Genomic DNA, 21,751 nt, shown 5'->3' on the forward strand with positions numbered 1-21,751 from the left:
GTCTCGTCTCGCCTCCCTCGCTCGCCCGCTCGGTCAACGACCGGAGAAGACGCCGCGCACGGCGGAGGACCGTCCGAGATAGACGTAGTCGTCGTGCTTCGCCGAGCGGCCGTCGCCCGCGGCTCGACCGTGCAGGCGGCGCCACACCCACGGCAGCGCGTGCCGGCGCCACCACACCCCGGCGCCGATCGTCTCGTTCTCGTGCAGCGCGGCATCCAGCACACCGAGCGCATCGGCATCCGGAACACCCAGGACCTCGGCCGCCCGGTACGCGAGGAACCGGTGACCGCGACTGCTCAGGTGCACGAGATCCTCGCCCCAGTTGGGTCGCTCCGGCAGTGTCGGATGCAGATCGGTGTCGATGAGGATCGCGCCCGTGCGTGCGGCGATCCCGGCGAGAGCGGTCGCGAAGGCGGCGAAGCGCCGGGTGTAGATCGAAGCGGCGCGTCGTCCCGGAAGGAACGGGGTCACCAGCACCACGTCGGCGCCGATGTCGCGGAGCTGCCGCACCGCGCCCTCCAGCCGCGCGGCGAGCGCAGCGACGTCGACGCGATGCTTCACCAGGTCGTTCGCTCCGATCAGGATCGAGACCAGATCGGGACGCAGCTCGAGCGCTCGATCGAGCTGCGTGCCGCACACGTCGCTCACGCGCTTCGAGCGGATCGCGAGGTTCGCGTAGTGGAGTCCGCCCCGGGCGGCGAGCAGCAGCGCGAGACGGTCGGCCCAGCCGCGCAGGGCTCCGTCGGGTGCGGGATCGCAGAGCCCCTCGGTGAGCGAATCGCCGAGGGCGACGTAGCGGCGCCACCGTCGCGGCGAGACGGGTGCTGCGGCCTCCGGACGCACCACGCGGCGAGCGCGCGCTCCGGCATCCACCCGGTGCAGCTCCCGGGCATCGTCGAAGTGTCCGAGGAGCTGGTCGCAGACGCTCGCCCAGCTGCGCCCCTGCACGGCTTCGAGTCCGGCCTCGCCGAACGCCCGGCGCTTGCGGGCGTCTCCGGCGAGATCGGCGACGCGCATCCGCAGATCGTCGAGGTCTCCTGGACGGTACAGCCAGCCGTCGATGCCCATGCGGACGAGGTCGAGCGGACCGCCGCGGCCGGTCGCGATCACGGGCACGCCGCTCGCGTGCGCCTCCTGCAGCGTCTGGCCGAACGTCTCGCTCTCCCCCGGGTGCACGAAAACGTCGAACGAGGCCATCGCCGCGGCGAGCGCGTCACCGTCGAGGTGACCGAGGAACAGCGCCTCCGGGAGGAGGTCTTCCAGCCGCGATCGGGTCGGGCCGTCGCCCACGATCACCAGGCGGGTGCCCGGGATGCCGCGGAGGGCGACGAGATCCTCGACCTGCTTCTCCGGAGCCAGCCGGCCGACGTAGCCGATCACGACGTCGGCACCCCAGGACGCGCGCAGGTCGCTGCTGCGGCGGGAAGGCTGGAAGCGTTCGGCATCGACGCCTCTCCCCCACCTCCGCACACGGTCGATACCGAGAGAGGCGAGCTGCTGTGCCGATTCCACGGACGGCGCCAGCGTCATCGTCGCGCGGCGGTGGAGCCGGGCGATGTGCGTCTGGGCGATGCCCGTGGTCGCCGCGATCCGGTACCGCTCGGTGTACGCGGCGACGTCGGTCTGATAGGCCGCGACGGAGGCCACGTCGAGTCGTTCGGCCGCGAGCACCCCGCGCCAGCCGAGCGCGAACGGCGACGCCAGGTGCACGACGTCGGGCTGGAACCGACGCAGGGAGGCGGCGACGCGGTGCGCCGGCGACGTGCCCACCCGCACGTTGCGGTAGCCGGGCAGCGCGAGACTCGGAATCGCCTCGACGCGCGCGCCGCTCACCGCCTCGGGCATGCCGAGGGCCGCGGGCGCGATGACGTGGGCGTCGTGCCCCCGGTTCTCGAGGTGTCGCAGGATCTGCAGCACCGAGCCGGTCACGCCGTTCATGTGCGGAAGGAAGGATTCCGTGATGATCGCTACTCTCACACCCTCAGGATGACGGCGCCGAGGGGCGGGATCCTCCGGAAACGACCCTCGGCACCAGATGTTCACCGGATGCTGGATCACAGGTCACCGGCTATCCGTTCTTTGGTTTCCGTTCACCGTCCACGGGCACAGTGAACCCGTGCCGACCGATCTGCTCGCCGATGCCCTCGACAGCCCCTGGAGCCTGGTGCTGATGAGCCTCCTCGTCGTCGGGGACGCCTTCTTCGTCGTCATCCCCGGCGAGGTCGCGGTGACGGCGCTGGGAGCGCTCGCCGTCACCACCGGGGCGCCGTCTCTGTGGGCGGTCATCGTCTGCGCCGCGGTCGCCGCGACCGTCGGAGACGCGTGCTGCTACCTGATCGGCCGGCTCGTCGGCACCGAGCGCTGGCGCTGGATGCGCGCTCCCCGCGTGCAGCAGGCTCTCGGCTGGGCGAGGCGACGCCTCGACGGAGGGACCGCCACCGTGCTGTTCACGGCACGGTTCGTGCCGTTCGCCCGACTCGCCATCAACCTCGTCGCCGGGGCGTCGCGTATCCATCCCCCGCGGTATCTGGCCCTCGTCACGCTCGCCGCGACCGGATGGGCCGTCTACCAGGCGGCGGTCGGCGCCGCGGTGGCCGCGATCGTCCCCGGAGGGCCTCTCGTCGCGGTCCCGGTGTCGATCGCGGTCGCGATCGGCGTCGGTCTGCTGATCGATGTCGTCACCCGCAGACGGCGGACCTGAACTCCCCCTCGTCGCGAGCGTGCTCTAGGCTCGGGGCATGAGCACCGAAGAAGGCGCCACCTCCTCCGAGGAGATGAAGCGCAAGTTCAAGGAAGCGCTCGAGAAGAAGAACGCGCAGCACCGACAGGGCGAGTCGCACCTCGACGGCGATTCCGCCGTGCACGGCGCGGCCGCCCCGCAGACGCGGCGCGAGTTCCGACGCAAGAGCGGTTGACCACACGGATGCGGAGGCCGGATTCCTCCGGCCTCCGCATCCTTTCTTCTTCATACGGCCTGTTCGCCGTGGAAGCAGGGATCAGCGCTGTGCGGCGCGCTCCTTGGCCCGCTGCTCCTTGGCTGCCATCTCCGCGACGGCCGACTCGCTGAGCTCCTGGACACCCGCGGCGTCCGGAGCGTCCGACATCCCGTGCGCATCGACGCCGTCCAGCATCGACTCGTCGAAAGGCAGCTCCCCGCTGAGCACCCGACGCGTGCGAGCACGGTCGATCTGCTTGGTCCAGGTGCCGATGAGGAGTGTGGCGACCGCGTTGCCGGTGAAGTTGGTCAGCGCGCGTCCCTCCGACATGAAGCGGTCGATGCCGACGATCACGCCGACGCCGTCGACCAGATCCGGGCGGTAGGCCTGCAGTCCGCCGGCGAGGGTCGCGAGTCCCGCCCCGGTGACGCCGGCGGCACCCTTGCTCGCGATGATCATGAACACGAGCAGGCCGATCTGCTCACTGATCGACATCGGCTGGCCCATGCCCGTCGCGATGAACAGCGACGCCATCGTGAGGTAGATCGCCGTGCCGTCGAGGTTGAACGAGTACCCGGTCGGCACCGTGATGCCCACGACCGGCTTGGAGACGCCGACGTGCTCCATCTTCGCGATCAGCCGCGGCAGCGCGGACTCCGACGAGGAGGTGCCGACGATCAGCAGGTATTCGCGCCCCAGATACTTCATGAGCGAGAAGATGTTGACCCGCGTGACGGTCCAGAGCAGCGTGCCCAGCACCACGACGATGAACAGGACGCACGTGATGTAGAACGCGCCCATCAGGATGCCGAGGCTCCAGATCGCCGAGATGCCGGTCTTGCCCACGACGGCCGCGATCGCACCGAAGGCGCCGATGGGCGCCAGCCAGAGGATCATGCCGAGGATGCGGAAGACCAGCTTCTGCAGCTGCTTCACCGCGTCCATGATCGGAGCGCCGCGGTCGCCGAGACCCTGCAGAGCGAAACCGACGAGGAGGGCGATGAACAGCACCTGCAGAACGCTCTCGCCCGTGAAGGCGCCGAAGAACGTCGCGGGGATGATCCCGAGGATGAACTCCTGCGTGGTCTTGGCCTCGGCCGCGCCCTCGGGGTCGTACGTGGAGGCAGCCATGTCGAGCCCGGATCCCGGGTGGATGATGTTGCCCACGACCAGACCGATCGCGAGCGCGAAGGTCGACATGATCATGAAGTACAGCAGCGCCAGGCCGCCGATCTTCCCGACCGTCGCCGCCTTCGCGATGGATCCGACTCCGACGACGATCGTGCAGAAGATGATCGGGGCGATCATCATCTTGATCAGCGCCACGAAACCCTTGCCGAGTGCCTCGAACCCCTGCCCCACCTCAGGCCAGATGAGCCCGACGAGCGCGCCGAGCACGACCGCGATGATCACCGACACGTAGAGCCAGGTGTGCCGGTCCCAGGACTGCTTGCCGCGCCGCGAGTTGAACCCCGGCAGACGGAACCCCGTTGTGATGGCCATGTTTCCTCCTTGATCATGAACGTCGTCGTGTCATGTGTGCGGCGGCATCCTCGTCGCCGATGACATTCACCGTCGCGGACTTCCCACCGCGCCGCGATTTGTGGTCGTATTGGTCACTACCGAGAGCGACGACGACCGGAGGATGCGATGGCACATGCCTCTGACGGTCGCAGCACCGCGTCGCGCGTCTTCCTCGTGCTGCTCGTCACCGCGATCGTGATCGGCGCGCTCGTCGCGGTGTACCTGGTCGTCGAGGCGCAGCGCGCCATCCGCGCCGAGGCTGAACGGGTGACGGCGGCCGCCGCGATCTCGCTGGCCGCGTCCCCTGATGTGGTCTCCTCGCTCGCGGACGGCGACGAGGGCGCTGCGACGCGCCGTCTCGAGCCCTACGCCATGCAGGTCGTGGACGAGGCCGGGCTCGACTTCATCACCGTGATGACCGTCGACGGGGTGCGGGTCACCCACCCCGATCTCGACCAGATCGGCGGACCGTACCTCGGGACGATCCCCGCCGCACCGCAGGCGCTCACCGAGGAGTTCACCGGAACACTCGGCCCGTCCGTCCGCACGATCGTGCCGGTCCTCGACGCCGATGACGCTCTGGTCGGGTGGGTGGCGGCGGGCGTCACGACCGAGTCGATCAGCGAGACGCTGGTGCGCCGGCTCCCCCTCTCGCTCGGGATCACGGCCGGGCTCGTGGCCCTCGGCGCCTTCGGTGCCCTGATCGCCCGCCGGGTCACCCGGCGCATCGCCGGCGACCTGCCGCCCGGGCAGCTGCGCGACGCCGTGTCCTCCTACGAGTCGATCCGCACCCTGGGCGAGGCCCTGCGCGCCCAGACCCACGAGCACGGCAATCGGATGCACACCGCGGTCGCGCTCCTGGAACTCGGACGCCGCGACGAGGCGATCGAGATCCTCACCGAGACCTCCCGCCAGAGCCAGTCGCTCGTGGACCAGGTCACCGCCCGGCGCCAGGGCGACCCCGCGGTCGGTGCGCTGCTGCTCGGCAAGGCGTCGCAGGCGAAGGAGCGGGGCATCGACTGGCGCGTGCAGATCGACCCCGACACGCCGCGCTCGCCGCTCTCGACCGTGGACAGCGTGTCGGTGCTCGGCAACCTCGTCGACAACGCGATGGATGCCGCGGCGGAGGTGGAGCACCGCTGGGTGGAGGTGTCGCTGACCCCCGCTGAGGACGGCGGCATCGTGCTCGAGGTCTCCGACAGCGGGTCGGGCGTGCCGAGCGAAGACCGAGAACGGATCTTCCAGCAGGGCTTCTCGACGAAGCCGGCGGATGCCCAGGGCCGAGGCATCGGACTGGCGCTCGTGCGTTCGGTCGTCCACGGCGTCGGCGGCTCCGTGACGCTCACCGACGACCCGACGACGTTCCGCGTCGTGCTGCCCCCGGCGGGATCACGGAGGTCGCGCTCATGATCAGGACACTGCTGGTCGACGACGATGCGCTGACCCTCGAGCTCCATCGCGACTACGTGGCACGCCTCGACGGATTCACGGTGTCGGGCGAGTGCAGCGGCGCGCGCGCCGCGGTGAGCGCCGTGCTGGAACGGCAGGGTGCGGACGCGTTCGACCTGGTCCTGCTGGACATCACGATGCCGGACGGCTCGGGCATCGACGTGCTGCGGGCGCTGCGGGCGCGATCGGCATCCGTCGACGTGATCGCGATCACGGGGGTGCGCGACGCCGAGACGGTGCGGCAGATGGCCGCGCTCGGGGTCTTCCAGTACCTCGTGAAGCCGTTCCCCTTCGCCGTGTTCAAGGAGCGGATGGAGCAGTATCGCGCGCACCGCGAGCACGCGAGCACCACGGCCGGCGAGGCGACGCAGGCGGAGATCGACGCGCTGCTGGGGCGGGCGACAGGCACGATCACCCTTCCGAAAGGGCTGTCCGCCGCGTCACTGGAGCGCGTGACCGCCGCCCTGCGCGCCGCGGGGCCGCTGTCGGCGAGCGAAGCGGCGGAGCGCCTCGGGATGTCGCGGGTCGCCGTGCGGCGCTACCTCGAGCATCTCGCAGCCGAGGGCGTCCTCCGCCGCTCCGCTCGATACGGCGCCCGTGGTCGCCCCGAGACCGAGTACGGCTGGAGCCGGGGCGCCGACGGCCTCTGAGTGCTCAGCGCGGGAGGCGACCGGCGTACAGCACCCCGCGCGGATCGGCGGCGGCACGCAGCGCACGCAGCCGCTCGAGGTCGGCGGGACTGCCGCAGCGTTCGAGGGTCTGCCCCGGTCCGAGAAACGTCGGGACCGTGCGCGGAGCTTCGGCATGCGCCAGCAGACCGACGAAGCCCGCAAGGCTCGCGTCGCCCGGCTCGAGCGGCGCACCGGGGAAGATCGGGGCGAGCGCATGCAGCAACCAGCCGGCGGACTGCAGGGAGGCGAATCCGCGGCGCTGCGGGGAATCGAGCGCGCCGCCCAGCATCCGGATGTCGATCCCCATGATCGGACCCTGCTCCGGCAGCTCGCGGTAGGCCACGAGTGCGTCGATCGTGGCGTCGTCGAACGACGAGAGGGCCATGGATGCGCCACGACCCGGCATCGGGTCGGTCGGCTCGTTCGATGCCGCGACGAGGGCGGCCGGCGATGTCGGTCCGGTCGTGTCACGCTGAACCGTGCCGGCGCCGCGCACGCGGTCGAGCAGAGCGCTCGCGTCGCCGTCGACGGACAGCGCCTGGACCTCGAGGAAGCTGCGCCCGCGGATCTCCTCGGGCAGTTGCGGAGCGTCGGGCATGCGCATCGAGTTCATGAAGACGTTGAGCGTGGCGGGCGCGTCGGCCGAGAGATCGCGCACCGCCCGGATGACCGCCGCGGCATCCGACACGTCGAACGTGAGGCTCGCACCCCACAGGGCGGGCGTGCGCACCAGTTCGATCTCGAGCGCGGTCACGATCCCGACGATGCCGCCGGCGCCTCGCAGCGCCCACAGGAGTTCCGGGTCGCTGTCGTCGTCGACCCGTTCGTGCGTGCCGTCGGTGCGCAGCACCCACGCCGCCCGCACGTTGTCGGAGCCGAGTCCGGCGGTGCGGCTGAACCACGAGTGCCCGCCACCCAGCGTGTACCCGGCGACGCTGACCACGGGACTCGTGCCGGCCGGCGCCGCCCACCCGGTGGCCTCCAGCGCGTCGACCACCGCACCCCAGCGCACACCGGCGCCGACGTGCAGGACTCCCGCCTCGACATCGACCTCGAGCTCGTCGAACGCCGGCATGCGCACGATCACCGCTCCGGCGAGATCGCCCGAGGCGCCGTGCCCGCTGGGCTGCACGGCGAGCGGGATCCCCGTGTCGGCGGCCGTCTCGAGCAGCACGGTCAGGTCGCCGACATCGGCGGGCACGGCCACGGCGGCAGGGCGCTGGTCGACGGCGAGATTCCAGGGCTTCCGGGCGTCGTCGTATTCCGGATCATCGGGAAGGATGAGCGCTCCGGTCAGGCGCGGGCGGACGGCTTCGAACGAGGAGGTCGAGGACATGACGACACGGTACGACGTCCGTCCGACATTGTCGACGGACGTCGTACCGCGATCAGGGCGTCACTCCCCCGCGAGACCGCCGAGCAGGTGTCCGAACGATCGGCCTTCGCCGAGATAGGTGGCCGGATCATACGGATCGGCGGCCGAGGCGGCATCCCGCCGGGCGATCGCGTCCGCAAGCTCTTTGGCGCCCTTCTCGACGCGCTTCGCGAGCGGAGCGACATCGTCGCCGGCGCCGCCCCAGTCGCTCGATGCCGCGAACACGCCCGTCGAGACCGTCTCCGCGTGCAGGTAGGCGAACAGCGGGCGGATCGCATAGTCGATCGCCAGCGAGTGCCGTGCCGTTCCGGCGTTCGCGCCGATCAGCACCGGCTTCCCGGTGAGCGCGTCGGGATCGAGCACGTCGATGAACGACTTGAACAGACCCGAGTAGCTCGTCGAGAAGATCGGCGTCACCATGATCAGCGCGTCAGCGGACACGACGGTGTTGATCGCCGTCTCCAGCGCCGGGGGTGCGAAGCCGGTGAGCAGGTTGTTGGTGATGTCGTGCGCATAGTCGCGCAGCTCGATCACGTCGACGCTGGCCTCGATGTCGCGTTCGCGGAGCGCCTTCACCGTCTCCGCCGCCAGCCGGTCGGCCAGCATGCGCGTCGAGGACGGGTTCGACAGCCCCGCGGAGACGACCGCGATCCTGCGGACGGTCATCTCAGGCTCCCTTCCGGCTGAGGCCGAAGGCCGAACCCGCGGGTGCCGGGGTGTCCTGGTAGGGCGAGTCGCCGGTCAGGTTGTCACCGCGGTTGGCACCGGGTCGGGCCTGACGCGTCGGACCGTCGCCGAACTCGGCCGTGACTCGGGCGGCGTGCGTGGGTGCATCCGGCACGTTCTCCGGGCGACCCTGCGCGAGCTCCTTGCGGAGAACCGGCACGACCTCGGAGCCGAGGATGTCGAGCTGCTCGAGCACGATCTTGAGCGGGAGTCCGGCGTGATCGACGAGGAAGAGCTGGCGCTGGTAGTCGCCGTAGTGCTCGCGCATCGCGGCGTAGCGATCGATGATCTGCTGCGGCGATCCCACCGTCAGCGGGGTCATCTCGGTGAAGTCCTCCATGCTCGGACCGTGACCGTAGACCGGCGCATTGTCGAAGTAGGGACGGAACTGGTTCGCGGCATCCTGCGAGTTCGCCGCCATGAACACCTGACCGCCGAGTCCGACGATCGCCTGCTCCGGCGTGCCGTGTCCGTAGTGCGCGTAGCGCTGGCGGTACAGCTCGATGAGGCGCTGGTAGTGCTCCTTCGGCCAGAAGATGTTGTTCGCGAAGAAGCCGTCGCCGTAGTACGCGGCCTGCTCGGCGATCTCCGGGGTGCGGATCGAGCCGTGCCAGACGAACGGCGCGATGCCGTCGAGCGGACGGGGCGTCGAGGTGAAGCCCTGCAGCGGGGTGCGGAACTTGCCCTCGAAGTCGACGACATCCTCACGCCACAGCTTGTGCAGCAGCGCGTAGTTCTCGATCGCGAGCGGAAGGCCCTGGCGGATGTCCTGCCCGAACCACGGGTACACAGGGCCGGTGTTGCCGCGGCCGAGCATGAGGTCCATGCGTCCGTCGGAGACGTGCTGCAGCATCGCGTACTCCTCGGCGATGCGCACCGGGTCGTTGGTGGTGATCAGCGTCGTCGACGTCGAGACGATCAGTCGCTCGGTCTGCGCCGCGAGCGCCGCGAGGAACGTGGTGGGGCTCGAGGACCAGAACGGCGGGTTGTGGTGCTCGCCGATCGCGAAGACGTCGAGTCCGACCTCTTCGGCGTGCGTGGCGATGGTCAGCGTCGCCTTGATCCGCTCCTGCTCGCTGGGCGTGACGCCCGTGGTGGGATCGCGCGTGATGTCGCTGACCGACATGATGCCGAACTGCATCGCCTGCGCGCCTGACTGCTCGCTCATGAGTGCTCCGTTTTCCTCGAACCGGATGCCCGGCATCCGTTTCTATTCATTTGAATGTATATGGGATAACGCGCTCACGGCAACTTTATTCCCGGCCTGTAGCCTCGATGCATGAGCACCACCGGGGCGGACATCTCAGGGCCCACCACAGGATCGCTCCCGCGGCCGAAGCGGCGTGTGCCGTTCTGGGACAACGCCCGCTACGCGTGCATCGTGCTGGTGGTGCTGGGCCACGCGATCCAGCGTCTCATCTACGATTCCGACATCGCCTTCGCGTTCTACCTCGCCCTCTACGCGTTCCACATGCCCGCGTTCGCGATCATCTCCGGCTACTTCTCGAAGTCGGGGTCGCCGACGAAGACCCAGATGGCACGGGTCATCACCGACATCCTCGTGCCGTACCTCATCTTCGAGGTCCTCTGGACCCTCACCAAATGGCTCGTCGAGGGCCAGGCGAACCCGAACATCACGAAGCCGTCGTGGACGCTGTGGTTCCTGCTGGCGCTCGGCATCTTCCGGCTCGTCCTCCCCTATCTGGCGCTGCTGCGCTGGCCGCTGTTCTGGACCGTCGTCATCTCGATCGGCGTGGGATACCTGCCGAACGTCGACAGCACCTTCTCGCTCTCCCGAACGCTCGGCCTGCTGCCGTTCTTCGCCTTCGGCTGGTGGCTGCGGGAGCGCGACATCGTCGCCCGCTTCCGCCTGCTCGACTTCCGCCCGTGGTGGGTGCGCGTCGTCGCGCTCGCGGTGCTGGCGACGGCCGGCTGGGCCGCATGGAACTGGCTCCCGGTCTGGCAGGCGGTCGACCTGCGCCACTGGCTGTTCTACGAGGACTCCTACGCCGACCTCGGCGGCGAGCAATGGTGGGCCGGCGGCGTCCGATTCGCTCTGATGCTGCTCGCGGTGGTGCTGTGCGCCTCGTTCTTCGCACTGATCCCCCGGGGCACGTACTGGTGGACGCAATTCGGCCAGTACACGATGTACGTGTTCCTGCTGCACTCCTTCGTGCTCTACCCGTTCCGCGAGTCCGGTGCGCTGCGCGACCTCGAGCCGACGTGGATCTGGCTGCCCCTCGTGACGATCCTGTCCGTGGTCGTCGCGCTCGCCCTCGCGACGAAACCCGTGCGCTGGCTGTTCCGTCCGCTCGTCGAACCACGACCGAAGTGGCTGTTCACCGACCCCGCTCTCGCGTCGCGCGAAGGCCGCAGGAACGATCCGACCGGATCCCGGCGGCCGCGAAGTCTGCGCGGATGACCCGCGCGCTGACCGTTCGCGACCGGATCGTCCGCGAAGCGGATGCGAGCGGATTCGTCGCCCACGGCCTCCATGTCCTCGCCGGCTCCGATGTCGCGGAGCATCGCTGGACCCCCGACATCCGCGAGGACGTGCACTCCGCGGCGAAGGGCGTCTGCGTTCTCGCGGCGGGCATCGCGGCCGACGAGGGACACATCGATCTCGACGCGCCCGCTGCCGCGTATCTCGAGGACGTCGATCTCGGCTCGAGCGTCGACGGGGTCACGCTCCGCCATCTCCTGACGATGACGAGCGGCGTCGATCTGCCGTGGTCGGAGACGATGATGACCGATTGGCCGGATCTCGCCCGCGAGTTCCTCCGCCGCCCCTCGCGCGGTCGCGTCTTCCAGTACTCGAACGCGAGCACGTACACCGCGATGACAGTGCTCGCCGCCCGAGTCGGCGACGTCGGCGAGTACCTCGATGCGCGGCTGTTCGCGCCGCTGGGGATCCACGACGTCGAGTGGGAGCGCTGCCCGAACGGCCGCATCGTCGCCGGCGGCGGACTCGCACTCCGCACCGGGGAACTGGCCAGTGTCGGCCGCCTGATCCGCGATCGCGGCATGTGGGAGGGCCGCAGCCTCGTGTCGGCGGAGCTGGTCGACGCGATGCACGGCGACTGGGTCTCAGCCGGAACGACGCCCGGCTACGACCGGTACGCTCTCGCCGGCTGGGGCGGCCCCGGGGGCGCATGGAGGCTGCACGGCGCCTACGGCCAGCTCGTGATCTTCCGGGACGACGCCGTCGTGACGATCACGGCCGACGACCACGCGGGCGCCGACGCCATGGCCGAGCAGGTCGTGCGGATGCTCGAGGCCTGATCCGCGGTCAGGCGAAGAGCTCCGCACCCACGTAAGAGCCGGGACTCACGCCGGCCGGGACCGCCCAGATGCCCGAGCCGACGTGTCGGATGTATTCGTTCATGAGGTCTGTCGAGAGCCGGCGCTGCAGCGAGATGAACTGGGCGGGGTCGCGCTGGTACGAGAGGAAGAACAGTCCGGCGTCGAGTCGGCCGAGCTCGTTGTTGCCGTCGACGTAGTTGTAGCCGCGACGGAGGATCCGGATGCCGTCGTTCTGCTCGGGGTGCGCGAGACGCACGTGGCTGTTCGCGTCGATGGACGCGCCGCCGAAGTCGGGGGCCGTGAACTCGTCGCCGCCCGAGAGCGGTGCACCCTTCCCCTTGTCCCTGCCGATGATCGTGTCCTGCTCGGCGAGCCGCACCCGATCCCAGGTCTCGATGAGCATGGCGATCTTGCGGGCGACGAGGTAGGAGCCGCCCGCGAGCCAGGAGGGCTCGTCCGTGCTCGCGACCCAGACGTGATCGTCGAGCGCGGCCGTGTCGTCGGCGAGGATGTTCGCCGTGCCGTCCTTGAACCCGAACAGGTTCCGCGGCGTCGCCTGACCGGATGTCGTGCGCGAGGTCTTCCCGAACCCCAGCTGCGACCAGCGCAGCCGGGCGCGGCCGAAGGCGATGCGGCTGAGATTGCGGATCGCGTGCACGGCGACCTGCGGATCATCGGCGCATGCCTGGATGCAGAGGTCGCCGTGGGAGGTCTGCGGGTCGAGGTCGTCTCCGAGGAACGCCGGCAGCCGCTCGAGGCCTGACGGACGGAGGGATGCGATGCCGTAGCGGTCGCCGTCCTCGTTCTCGAAGAGCCCGGGGCCGAAGCCGAAGGTGATAGTGAGGTTCGCCGGCGTGAGACCGAGTGCCTCGCCGGTGTCGTCCGGCGGCGCCTCGGCCGAGCCGCCCACGGCGCCGCTCGCGCTGACCTCCAGGCCCTGCGTCATGCGTGCGGCCGCGTACGACCAGTCCTGCAGCAGTGAGATGAGGTCGTCGCGGTCGGTGCGCGGCATCATGTCGAAGCTCGCGAAGTGCAGGTGCTCCTGCACGGAGGTCGTGATCCCGGCCTGGTGCTCTCCGAAGAACTCGTGCGCGGTCTGGGCATCGGCCTGCGCTCCGGCGCGTCCGAGCGCCACGCCACCGGCGAGGCCGGCGCCCGCTCCGACCGCGAGTCCGGCGACGCCTCCCCCGATGGCGAGGCCCAGGAGCCCCCGCCGGCTCAGGCCGGACGGAGCGGATGCCGCCGCCGTGTCACCCATCGCCGGGTCGGCCGCGGCATCCGCCTCTGGTTCGTTCACGTCCGTGATCGTACCTGCTCAGCCGATCAGTCGAGGACCGTGCCGGTGAGCTGCGACAGCGGCTCGGCCAGCGCGTTGATCAGATCGGTGAACTCGCGCTTGTTCTCCTCCGTCAGCTCGGAGTAGCCGACGAAGCCGTCGGCGAGCGAGCCGTGCGCGGCGAGCGACTCCTCGAGGGCGGCATAGCCGGACTCGATCTCATCGACGAGGGCCTTGCCGTCATCGCCCTGCGCGGTCGCGAAGTCCTGCACGAGCGAGAACGCCATCTTGGAGCCCTCGACGTTCGCGGCGAAGTCGTAGAGGTCGGTACCGGACCACCAGTCCTCCTCGCCCGAGATCTTGCCGGTGGCGACCTCGTCGAGCAGTGCGATCGCACCGTTCGAGATGCCCCCGATGCCCTGGTCGTCCAGTGCCGTGGTGAAGTCGTCGGAGTGCACGTAGTCGTACAGCTCCTGCACGTCGGCGAGCAGCAGGTCACCGAAGTCGGCGCGCTCCTCCGGAGTCGACGGCACCCAGTCCTGCCAGGCGGGCGTCTCGCCATCGGCGTTCAGCGCGTCCTGCGCGGGCACCCAGAGATCCTTCTCGATGCGGTGGAAGCCGGTCCAGTCCAGGCCCTCGGCGACGGCGTCGACCTCGCGGTAGTCGATGCGCGGGTCGAGGTCGCCGAGCGCCTCGGCGACGGGCTCGATGCGCTCGTAGTAGGCACGCACCTGCGGGAAGAGCTCGCGGGCGGTCTCGTCGTCGCCCGACTCGTAAGCGGCGACGAAGTCCTCGACGGCCGGGACGAGCTGGCCGACCTGGTCCTTCACGAAGGCCGCGTACAGATCGACGGCCTTCTGCTTCTGGTCGGCATCCGGACCGTCGACGGCGACGCGGTCGCCCGTGACGGTGAACGCGGTCTTGCCGACGCCCTCGCCGATCATGCCCGGCTTGCAGAGCGTGAAGTAGTCGCCCGGCTGGGCGACCACGGTGAGGGTGCGGGATGCCGCGGGCGCGATGTTCTCGACCTCGCCGACGATGCGCAGCCCGTCTTCCGCCAGGAGGTAGAACTCGGACACCTGATCGGTGTCGTTCTTCACGGCGAAGGTGAGCGTACCGCTCTGGGCCGTCGACTCCGACACCGCGCAGTCGCTGTCGGTGGAGGAGACGTCGAAGGCCGCGGTGGCGCCGACATCGCTCTTCGCGACGCAGCCGCTCAGGACGAGTGCGGCCGCACCCGTGGCGGCTACCGCCCCGAGGATCCGGTGGAAGGTGGTCATGCTGCTCCTTGTTGTGAGGGGGAGGTCGTTGCGAGTTGCGGCTCTGCCGGAGCCTGCGGCTTCGACGGGCGACGCGAGCGGAGTCCGCGGATGTAGAGCGATCCGACGACGAGGATGTAGAGCGTCCAGGCGATGACCTGCAGCCAGGTCATGGCGGGCATGAAACCCACCGTGGCCTGCAGGATCGCGGCGAGGGGGCCGCCGGGGGCGATCGTGGCCGAGACGTCGAACGCCCACCCGAAGGGGAAGCCGGCCCAGCCGACCGCGACGCCGCCGGTCACGGCATCGATGGGTGCGGCGGCGGTGAACGGCCCGGGAAGCGCGCCCGCCTCCTGCAGATCCATCAACGAGTACGCGAGGACGCCGGCAGCGACGATCACGAGGAAGCCGCCCGTCCAGGCGAAGAAGCGCCGGAGGTCGAGTCTCACGGCACCGCGGGAGATCAGCCAGCCGATGATCACCGCGGCGATCAGTCCGAGGAGCGCACCGAGCAGTGCGGACGGCGCGTCGCCGAACGACTGCACCATCGACCACAGCAGCAGGGTCGTCTCGATGCCTTCGCGGGCGACCGAGACGAAACCGATGGCGATGAGCGCCCAGAGACCGCCGACCGTGAGCGCACGATCGATCCCCCCCTCGAGCGTCGCCTTCATGGTGCGTCCGGCCCGCTGCATCCAGAAGATCATCCAGGTCACCATGGCGACCGCGAGCAGCGAGAGACCGCCGCCGATCAGCTCCTGCGCGGCGAAGGTGAGTTCGTACGCGCCGAACGTGAGAACGGCGCCGATCCCCAGGGCGAGCGCGATCGCGAGACCGACACCGGCCCAGAGCCTCGGCAGCGCATCCTGCCGACCGAGGCGACGCAGGTAGGCGACGAGGATGCCGACCACGAGGGCGGCTTCGAGTCCCTCACGGAGACCGATGAGAAAGGTTGCGAGCACGGAATGATGACTCTCTGGCGAAGACTGAGGTAAGGCATCCCTTACCCACGAGACTCTAGCACTGGGTAATGCGGCGCAACACACGCCCCACACCCCCCGAACGCGACGTAGCCTCGGTCCATGGCTGAACTCTCGCTCCCCATCCTCGACCTGTCCCAGCTCGACGAAGGCCCCGAAGCCGCTGCCCGCTTCCGCGATGATCTGCGCGCAGCGACGCACGACGTCGGGTTCTTCTACCTCACCGGAACCGGCATCTCCCCCGAGCTCGAAGCCCGTCTGCACCGTGCGGCGCTCGACTTCTTCGCGCTTCCCGAGGCGGACAAGCTCGCCATCGAGAATGTGAACAGTCCGCACTTCCGGGGTTACACGCGCGTCGGCGGCGAGCGGACCCAGGGCAAGGTCGACTGGCGCGAGCAGATCGACATCGGTCCGGAGCGCGAGCCCGTCGACGGCGGCCCCGCGTTCAACCGCCTCATCGGCCCGAACCTGTGGCCGGCGGCGCAGCCGGAGCTGCAGGAGATCGTCACCGAATGGCACGACACCCTGACCGCGATCGCCCGCAAACTGCTGCGCACCTGGGCCCTGACCCTCGGAGCGGACGAGACCTACTTCGACGAGCCCTTCCGCGACCCCTCCACCCTGATCAAGATCGTGCGCTACCCGGGTTCGCACGAGCCCGAGCCGCAGCAGGGCGTGGGCGCGCACAAGGACTCCGGTGTGCTCACGCTGCTCTGGGTCGAGCCGGGGAAGGGCGGTCTCCAAGTGGAGCGCGACGGCGAATGGGTGTCCGCTCCCCCCGTCGACGGCGCCTTCGTCGTCAACATCGGGGAGCTGCTCGAATACGCCACCGGAGGATATCTGAAGGCGACGAACCATCGAGTCATCTCTCCCCGAGCGCCGGAGGAGCGGATCTCGATCCCGTTCTTCTTCAACCCCGCGCTCGACCAGCAGCTCCCCCTTCTCGAGCTCCCTGCCGACCTGGCCGCCGAGGCCACGGGCGTCACCGATGATCCGAGCAACCCGATTCACGCCACCTACGGCGAGAACGCCATGAAGTCCCGCCTGCGCGCACACCCGGATGTCGCGGCGATCCACCACCCGGACCTCGTGAACGCCACCGTCTGACGGCCGTCAGGCGCTGCTACCAGTCGAGGGCCGAGCTCAACGCCTCCAGAATGGGCTCGCGCCCTTGCGCGATGTGCGCATGCGCCTGCGCCGCGGCGACCTCACCTCGACCGGCGAGGATCGCGTCGAGGAGCTGCTGGTGCTCGACGTCGTGCTCCTGCTCTCGCGTGGTCCGGGTGAGCCGGAACATCCACTCCATCCTCCCCAGCATGGGGAGAAGACTCCGTTCGAGGATGCGGTTGCCCGACAGCCGGACGATCTCGCGGTGGAATCCGAGATTCGAGGCGCCCAGCTCCTCCACCTCGGCCGGAGCGAGCGCACGCTCGAGGAGCCCGCGGAGGCCGGACGGGTCCGCCTCACCCGCATGCACGCGCGTCGCGGCGAGTCGGGTCGCGTACGGCTCGATGCACAGCCGTGCGTCGAACAGCTCCTCCACATCCGCCATGGTCACCGGCGTCACGCTCGCGCCACGGTTGCGCGACATCGTGACGAAGCCCTCGACCTCCAGACGCTGCAGGGCCTGGCGCACCGGCACGCGGGACACCTCGAAGCGCTCGGAGAGGTCTCGTTCTTTGAGCCAGGCCCCCGGGGTGAGATCGCCGTCGATGATCGTGCGCAGCAGGCCGCGGTAGACCCGCTCCGCCAACGCTGATCCGTCGACGGTGCGGATATCGGCGCTCATCAGGACACCTCTCGAGGGATCGCGTCGCGGATCGGGAAGACCGGCGGGAACAGCTCGTCGATCGTGCCGTTCCGGTGGTCGCGCCCAGTGTAGGCGCTGCGCATCTTCGCGAAGAGCAGCTGCGTGTCGGCACGGACGGCGTCGAGGTCGATGCCCTCGATGACTCCGTCACGCATCACGACACGTCCGGCCACCATCGTCAGGCATGCGTCGCGCGCCGTGCCGTTCAGGATCAGCGTGCGCAGTGGATCTTCGAGGGCCCCCATCCGCACATCGTCGAGCCGGAAGGCCGTGAGGTCCGCCTGCGCGCCGACGCTGATGCGGCCCAGATCCGGACGATGCAGCGCGCGGGCTCCGCCGAGCGTCGCGGCCTCCACGTATCCGGCCAGGTCTCCGGCGGCGAGGCTCCGATTCTGCACCTTCGCGACCGACACGCCCGTGTCGATGCCTCGGACCAGGTCGGGCGGGAACGAGTCCGTGCCGAGGGCGATGTTCAGTCCGGCCTCGCGATACCGGCCGAAGCTCTCCAACTCCGAGCCGTAGCGGGCATTCGTGAGCGGGCAGTGCACGACGGAGACACCGGCGTCGACGAGGCGGCGGAGGTCGCCGCGATCCTCGCCGTGGACGCGGGGGTTCACGTCGAGGAACACGCCGTGCGGCACGATCAGACGCTCGTTGAGCAGCCCCACGGACTCGATCAGCTCGAGGGGCGTGCAGCCGTGCACCTCGAGGATGTGCTCCCGCTCGAAGTCCCCCTGGAGCGCATGCAGCCGCACCAGAGCGCCGCGCTCCTTCGCCGCCGCCGCTGTCGCCGCCAGGAGGTCGGGCGTGAGTGTCTCGATGCGGCACGGCAGGAAGACCGGAGTGAGCAGCGGATCGTCGAGGGCGCGGAGCTCATCGAAGAAGCGGACGGCGTCGTCGAGGCCGGATTCGCCCTCACCCTCGTCGAAGCGGATGCCGCGCTCCCCCTCGGCGGTCACCACGTTGACCCCGGAGCGGTAGGAGGGGCCGAGGAAGCCGCGCAGACCGAGCTCCCGCGAGAAGGCGGCCATCGCACGGAGCTCGTCCGCCGTCTCGGCCCAGTCGGAGTGCACTTCGGATGCGATCGGCATGTAACCGGTGATCCCGTGGAGTGCGAGCTGCACGAGCGCGATCTCGCGGATGCGGGCTCGTTCCGCCGCATCGAACACGGGAGCCCGCCGGTCGAAGTACTCCGCAGACCACTGCAGCCGTCGGGCGTGCTGCCCCGTGCCCCAGGCATCCAGGATCAGGTGATCGATGTCTGCGAGGGCGTCGAGATCGATGAGGCCGGGCAGGAGAAGGCTCTCGCCGAGATCGATGCGCTCGTCCGCAGAAGGCGCGTCGCCGACCGGGCCCGCGTACGCGATCACCCCGTCCTCGACCAGGACGGCGCCGTCTCTGACCTCTTGGTGGGAGTGCCCGTCGAAGGTGAGGACGTGGTCGGCGGTGAGGAGTGTGCGCAAGAGAGCCCCGATGATCTCGATCTGATTTGGTATCCAAAACATATCGCCTCTTCGTGGCGTGCTCCATCATGCGCGCGCATATCGGCAGGAGTTTCAATTTTTGGTATCCCATTTGCTCAAGCTGGTATACGATTCTGAAAACCCGCAGACCCGACAGTCAAGGAAGATCGTGACGGACTCTCAGACGCTCGCCCCGAAGACCGAGGTGCTCCCCACCGCTGCCCCGACGATCGCCACGGGGCGATCGCTGCTCGCGACGGCGTGGCTGCGCATCCGCAGGAGCCCGGTCGCTCTCGTCTCGTTCGGGGTCGTCGTCGCGATCGTGCTGTTCGCACTCCTCGCTCCCGTTCTCGTCGCGATCGAGGGGCAGGATCCCTATGCGACGAACACCGGACCCGACGTGCTCGACAACTTCATGACGCCCGGTCTGCCGCTGCCCGCCTACATGTACCCGTCGATCGAGCACTGGCTCGGGGTCGAACCGGGGCTCGGCCGCGACATCTTCGCCAGGATCGCGTACGGCGCGCAGGTGTCGCTGCTGATCGCGCTGCTGTCGACGGCCGTCTCTGTCGTCCTCGGAACGGTCCTCGGTGCGGCGGCGGGCTACTTCGGCGGCAAGGTCGACATGGTCATCAGCCGCATCATCGACCTGTTCCTCGCGTTCCCGCACCTGCTGCTCGTGCTCTCGCTCACGCCGATCCTGCAGTCGAGACTCAGGGACACCCCCCTGGGTCAGGGCAGCTTCGTGCCGATCGCGTCCCTGGTCCTCATCCTGGGCTTCTTCGGCTGGGCGTATCTCGCTCGCGTGGTGCGCGGCCAGGTGCTGAGCATCCGCGAGCAGGAGTACATCGAGGCCGCGAAGTCGTACGGCGCCTCGCACCGGACGATCATCTTCCGGCAGGTCATCCCCAACGTGCTCGGTGTCGTGCTCGTCTACGGCACGATGATGATCCCCGCGAACATCTCCGCCGAAGCCGCCCTCTCGTTCCTCGGCGTCGGCGTCAAGGACCCGACCCCTTCCTGGGGGCAGATGCTGAACGCCGCGCAGGCCGGCAACTGGTATCTCAGCGACCCGTGGTTCCTCATCGTCCCCGGCACGGCGCTGATCATCACCGTGCTGGCCTTCAACCTGCTGGGCGACGCCGTGCGCGACGCGCTCGACCCCAAAGCCTCCCGCAGCTGAACCCCTCCGACCCGAACACCCACCCCCACCGAAAGAGAACCGAGTCATGCGACACCGCAGTCCCCTGCTCGCCGCTGCGACCGTGGCAATCGCCCTGGTCGTCACCGGCTGCACCAGCACCGCCGCCCAGAACGGGCAATCCGCCCCCTCCGGCGCGAAGGATCCGTATGCCGCGCACATCGTGCAGGCCGGCTTCGACGAACCCGGCGGCAACGTCAACGTCCTCATGTCGAGCGACTTCATGACGCTCGACCCCGGCAACAGCAACTACGTGCAGACCGCGAACGTCGGTCAGCTCTACTACCGCACCCTCACGATGGCGAAGGAGACCGCGGGCGAGCCGCCGACGATCGTCGGAGACCTCGCCACCGACACCGGAACCCCGTCCGAGGACGGTCTGACGTGGACGTACACCCTGAAGGACGGGCTGAAGTACGAAGACGGCACGCCGATCACAGCCGCCGACATCAAGTACGGCATCGCGCGCACCTTCGCGCGTGATGTCTACACGCAGGCGCCCCAGGAGCTGAACTCGGCTCTCGACGCCGACACCTACACCGGGCCGTACAACGGCGGTGAGCTGACCGCCGTCGAGACCCCGGATGACAAGACGGTCGTGTTCCACCTCAAGCAGCCGAACCCGGACTTCGCCGCACTCGTGTCCCGCTCGAACACCGCTCCCGTCCCCGAGGCGAAGGACACGAAGCTCGACTACACGAACCACCCGATCTCCTCCGGCCCGTACATGATCGAGTCCTACGACCGGGGCCGCGAGCTCACGCTCGTGCGCAACCCCGAGTGGGACCCGGCGACGGACGAGAACCGCACGGCGCTGCCGGACTCGTTCACGTTCTCGCTGTCCACGGCGCAGGCGACCATCAGCCAGCAGCTGATCTCGGATGCCGATCCGACGGCGATCACGCTCGACTCGAACGGCGCGCTCCAGGCGTCCGACACCTCCCGTCTGGCCGACGCCGCCGTGGCCGACCGCACGGCATCCGGGCTGCTCGGCTGCACCGACGTGCTGAACTTCAACACCGAGACCATCACCGATCCCGACGTACGCCACGCGCTCGCGCTGGCGATGGACCGCGCGGCGATCCAGGTGCAGTACGGCGGAGCGCGGTTCGGGAAGCTCACCAACTCCTACCTCAACGATGCGCAGGTCGGCTACGTGGAGGAGACCACGGATCTCGACATCGACGGCGCACCGCAGCTCGACGAGGCGAAGAAGCTCCTCGAGGGCAAGGACGTCCCCACCACCCTGACGTACGGCTACTCCAACGCGATCGATCGGTTCAAGAACCTCGGCACCGTGCTGCAGCAGAACTTCAAGGCGCTCGGCATCGACCTGCAGCTCGTCCCGATCCCCGCGGCGAACTACTACACGGTGCTCGCCAGCGCCGAGATGCCCGACATCGCCCGCGCGGGCTGGTGCGGCGGCGCGGCATCCGGCTCCACCCGCACGACGGTCGACCCGAACATCGGCCCGAGCCTCGATGGCACGACGTACGGATTCAGCAACATCTCACGCTTCCACGACCCGGAGTTGTCCGCGCGGATGTACGAGCTGCGCAACGCCAACGGCACGTCCGAGGAGCTCAACACCCAGTGGGCCGAGCTCTACAACGAGGCGATGGAGTCGTACCCGATCGTGCCGTTGATCCGCACCTTCACCAACAGCGTGGTGGGCTCCAAGATCCACAACGCGCAGGTGGGGTACTTCTTCGGAAGCATCGATCTGTCCACCATCGGCGTCGAGCAGTAACGACCCGACCGACACTTCCGGAAAGGAC

At 69.2% G+C, this 21,751-nt stretch carries 19 protein-coding genes; 9 read left to right on the forward strand and 10 right to left on the reverse strand.

Annotated elements, in window-relative coordinates:
• Positions 1 to 33 precede the first annotated feature (33 nt).
• A complete protein-coding gene (locus tag LC452_RS11690; RefSeq protein WP_223625396.1) occupies positions 34 to 1,977 on the reverse strand; it encodes a GDSL-type esterase/lipase family protein in 1,944 nt (647 codons plus the stop codon).
• 139 nt (positions 1,978 to 2,116) lie between these two features.
• Between LC452_RS11690 and LC452_RS11695 the strand changes: the two genes are divergently transcribed.
• Together LC452_RS11695 and LC452_RS11700 are read left to right on the forward strand one after the other, a co-directional pair.
• Complete coding sequence (locus tag LC452_RS11695; protein WP_223625399.1) at positions 2,117 to 2,701, forward strand: DedA family protein; 585 nt, start codon at positions 2,117 to 2,119, stop codon at positions 2,699 to 2,701.
• A 37-nt stretch (positions 2,702 to 2,738) separates the two neighbouring features.
• Positions 2,739 to 2,915: a DUF5302 domain-containing protein gene (locus LC452_RS11700; RefSeq protein WP_165808049.1), complete on the forward strand. Its 177-nt coding sequence runs from the start codon at positions 2,739 to 2,741 to the stop codon at positions 2,913 to 2,915.
• A gap of 81 nt (positions 2,916 to 2,996) precedes the next feature.
• Here LC452_RS11700 and LC452_RS11705 read toward each other — a convergent pair whose 3' ends face one another.
• Positions 2,997 to 4,439 (reverse strand): cation:dicarboxylate symporter family transporter, encoded by a 1,443-nt coding sequence (locus LC452_RS11705; protein WP_223625402.1) that lies wholly within the window; start codon positions 4,437 to 4,439, stop codon positions 2,997 to 2,999.
• A gap of 147 nt (positions 4,440 to 4,586) precedes the next feature.
• Here LC452_RS11705 and LC452_RS11710 point away from each other — a divergent pair, with 147 nt between their 5' ends.
• Together LC452_RS11710 and LC452_RS11715 are read left to right on the forward strand one after the other, a co-directional pair.
• Positions 4,587 to 5,870, forward strand: coding sequence for an ATP-binding protein (locus LC452_RS11710; protein ID WP_223625405.1), 1,284 nt, complete (start codon positions 4,587 to 4,589; stop codon positions 5,868 to 5,870).
• Positions 5,867 to 6,559, forward strand: coding sequence for a response regulator (locus LC452_RS11715; protein ID WP_223625407.1), 693 nt, complete (start codon positions 5,867 to 5,869; stop codon positions 6,557 to 6,559). Before LC452_RS11710 ends, LC452_RS11715 begins: the two co-directional genes overlap by 4 nt.
• A gap of 4 nt (positions 6,560 to 6,563) precedes the next feature.
• Here the strand turns inward: LC452_RS11715 and LC452_RS11720 are convergent, their stop codons facing one another.
• The 3 genes from LC452_RS11720 to LC452_RS11730 are packed head-to-tail and all read right to left on the reverse strand — an operon-like array spanning position 6,564 to position 9,849.
• The gene (locus LC452_RS11720; RefSeq protein WP_223625410.1) at positions 6,564 to 7,916 is read right to left on the reverse strand and encodes an FAD-binding oxidoreductase; all 1,353 of its coding nucleotides are present in this window, start codon (positions 7,914 to 7,916) and stop codon (positions 6,564 to 6,566) included.
• Positions 7,917 to 7,976: 60 nt separating this feature from the next.
• Entirely contained in the window at positions 7,977 to 8,621 is a 645-nt protein-coding gene (locus LC452_RS11725) for an FMN reductase (protein WP_223625413.1), read from the reverse strand.
• A 1-nt stretch (position 8,622) separates the two neighbouring features.
• A complete protein-coding gene (locus LC452_RS11730) occupies positions 8,623 to 9,849 on the reverse strand; it encodes an LLM class flavin-dependent oxidoreductase (RefSeq protein WP_223625415.1) in 1,227 nt (408 codons plus the stop codon).
• Between the two features lie 111 nt (positions 9,850 to 9,960).
• On the opposite strand from LC452_RS11730, the gene LC452_RS11735 reads away from it, so the two are divergent.
• Both LC452_RS11735 and LC452_RS11740 read left to right on the forward strand, forming a co-directional pair.
• Positions 9,961 to 11,103 carry an acyltransferase family protein gene (locus tag LC452_RS11735; RefSeq protein WP_223625418.1) on the forward strand — a complete coding sequence of 381 codons (1,143 nt, stop codon included), beginning with the start codon at positions 9,961 to 9,963 and terminating at the stop codon, positions 11,101 to 11,103.
• Positions 11,100 to 11,963, forward strand: a complete 864-nt coding sequence (locus tag LC452_RS11740; RefSeq protein WP_223625420.1) for a serine hydrolase — start codon at positions 11,100 to 11,102, stop codon at positions 11,961 to 11,963. The genes LC452_RS11735 and LC452_RS11740 overlap by 4 nt, the downstream gene beginning before the upstream one ends.
• Before the next feature lie 7 nt (positions 11,964 to 11,970).
• Here LC452_RS11740 and efeB read toward each other — a convergent pair whose 3' ends face one another.
• The 3 genes from efeB to efeU all read right to left on the reverse strand — a co-directional run bounded on the left by efeB (position 11,971) and on the right by efeU (position 15,481).
• Positions 11,971 to 13,242: an iron uptake transporter deferrochelatase/peroxidase subunit gene (gene efeB, locus LC452_RS11745; RefSeq protein WP_223627640.1), complete on the reverse strand. Its 1,272-nt coding sequence runs from the start codon at positions 13,240 to 13,242 to the stop codon at positions 11,971 to 11,973.
• A 65-nt stretch (positions 13,243 to 13,307) separates the two neighbouring features.
• Positions 13,308 to 14,540 (reverse strand): iron uptake system protein EfeO, encoded by a 1,233-nt coding sequence (efeO, locus tag LC452_RS11750; protein WP_223625422.1) that lies wholly within the window; start codon positions 14,538 to 14,540, stop codon positions 13,308 to 13,310.
• On the reverse strand, positions 14,537 to 15,481 hold the full coding sequence (efeU, locus tag LC452_RS11755; protein ID WP_223625425.1) for an iron uptake transporter permease EfeU: 945 nt from the start codon (positions 15,479 to 15,481) through the stop codon (positions 14,537 to 14,539). The genes efeO and efeU overlap by 4 nt, the downstream gene beginning before the upstream one ends.
• Positions 15,482 to 15,601: 120 nt before the next feature.
• Here efeU and LC452_RS11760 point away from each other — a divergent pair, with 120 nt between their 5' ends.
• Positions 15,602 to 16,606 carry an isopenicillin N synthase family oxygenase gene (locus tag LC452_RS11760; RefSeq protein WP_223625428.1) on the forward strand — a complete coding sequence of 335 codons (1,005 nt, stop codon included), beginning with the start codon at positions 15,602 to 15,604 and terminating at the stop codon, positions 16,604 to 16,606.
• 16 nt (positions 16,607 to 16,622) lie between these two features.
• On the opposite strand, the gene LC452_RS11765 is transcribed toward LC452_RS11760, so the two are convergent.
• Positions 16,623 to 17,288 carry a GntR family transcriptional regulator gene (locus LC452_RS11765; protein WP_223625431.1) on the reverse strand — a complete coding sequence of 222 codons (666 nt, stop codon included), beginning with the start codon at positions 17,286 to 17,288 and terminating at the stop codon, positions 16,623 to 16,625.
• Positions 17,288 to 18,772, reverse strand: a complete 1,485-nt coding sequence (locus tag LC452_RS11770; protein WP_223625434.1) for a chlorohydrolase family protein — start codon at positions 18,770 to 18,772, stop codon at positions 17,288 to 17,290. Before LC452_RS11770 ends, LC452_RS11765 begins: the two co-directional genes overlap by 1 nt.
• A 169-nt stretch (positions 18,773 to 18,941) precedes the next feature.
• Between LC452_RS11770 and LC452_RS11775 the strand changes: the two genes are divergently transcribed.
• Positions 18,942 to 19,955 carry an ABC transporter permease gene (locus LC452_RS11775; protein WP_223625435.1) on the forward strand — a complete coding sequence of 338 codons (1,014 nt, stop codon included), beginning with the start codon at positions 18,942 to 18,944 and terminating at the stop codon, positions 19,953 to 19,955.
• A 46-nt stretch (positions 19,956 to 20,001) separates the two neighbouring features.
• Entirely contained in the window at positions 20,002 to 21,723 is a 1,722-nt protein-coding gene (locus tag LC452_RS11780) for an ABC transporter substrate-binding protein (RefSeq protein ID WP_223625437.1), read from the forward strand.
• The last annotated feature ends 28 nt before the right edge of the window (positions 21,724 to 21,751 follow it).

Origin of the sequence: Microbacterium sp. EST19A (assembly GCF_019969685.1) — a bacterium.
GTDB lineage: Bacteria > Actinomycetota > Actinomycetes > Actinomycetales > Microbacteriaceae > Microbacterium.

Coding starts and splice junctions, on each gene's coding strand:
- LC452_RS11765 (WP_223625431.1), bottom strand. CDS start 17,288: ATGAGCGCCGATATCCGCACCGTCGACGGATCAGCGTTGGCGGAGCGG.
- LC452_RS11715 (WP_223625407.1), top strand. CDS start 5,867: ATGATCAGGACACTGCTGGTCGACGACGATGCGCTGACCCTCGAGCTC.
- efeB (WP_223627640.1), bottom strand. CDS start 13,242: ATGGGTGACACGGCGGCGGCATCCGCTCCGTCCGGCCTGAGCCGGCGG.
- LC452_RS11760 (WP_223625428.1), top strand. CDS start 15,602: ATGGCTGAACTCTCGCTCCCCATCCTCGACCTGTCCCAGCTCGACGAA.
- LC452_RS11705 (WP_223625402.1), bottom strand. CDS start 4,439: ATGGCCATCACAACGGGGTTCCGTCTGCCGGGGTTCAACTCGCGGCGC.
- LC452_RS11730 (WP_223625415.1), bottom strand. CDS start 9,849: ATGAGCGAGCAGTCAGGCGCGCAGGCGATGCAGTTCGGCATCATGTCG.
- LC452_RS11725 (WP_223625413.1), bottom strand. CDS start 8,621: ATGACCGTCCGCAGGATCGCGGTCGTCTCCGCGGGGCTGTCGAACCCG.
- efeO (WP_223625422.1), bottom strand. CDS start 14,540: ATGACCACCTTCCACCGGATCCTCGGGGCGGTAGCCGCCACGGGTGCG.
- LC452_RS11780 (WP_223625437.1), top strand. CDS start 20,002: ATGCGACACCGCAGTCCCCTGCTCGCCGCTGCGACCGTGGCAATCGCC.
- LC452_RS11735 (WP_223625418.1), top strand. CDS start 9,961: ATGAGCACCACCGGGGCGGACATCTCAGGGCCCACCACAGGATCGCTC.
- LC452_RS11700 (WP_165808049.1), top strand. CDS start 2,739: ATGAGCACCGAAGAAGGCGCCACCTCCTCCGAGGAGATGAAGCGCAAG.
- LC452_RS11720 (WP_223625410.1), bottom strand. CDS start 7,916: ATGTCCTCGACCTCCTCGTTCGAAGCCGTCCGCCCGCGCCTGACCGGA.
- LC452_RS11740 (WP_223625420.1), top strand. CDS start 11,100: ATGACCCGCGCGCTGACCGTTCGCGACCGGATCGTCCGCGAAGCGGAT.
- LC452_RS11710 (WP_223625405.1), top strand. CDS start 4,587: ATGGCACATGCCTCTGACGGTCGCAGCACCGCGTCGCGCGTCTTCCTC.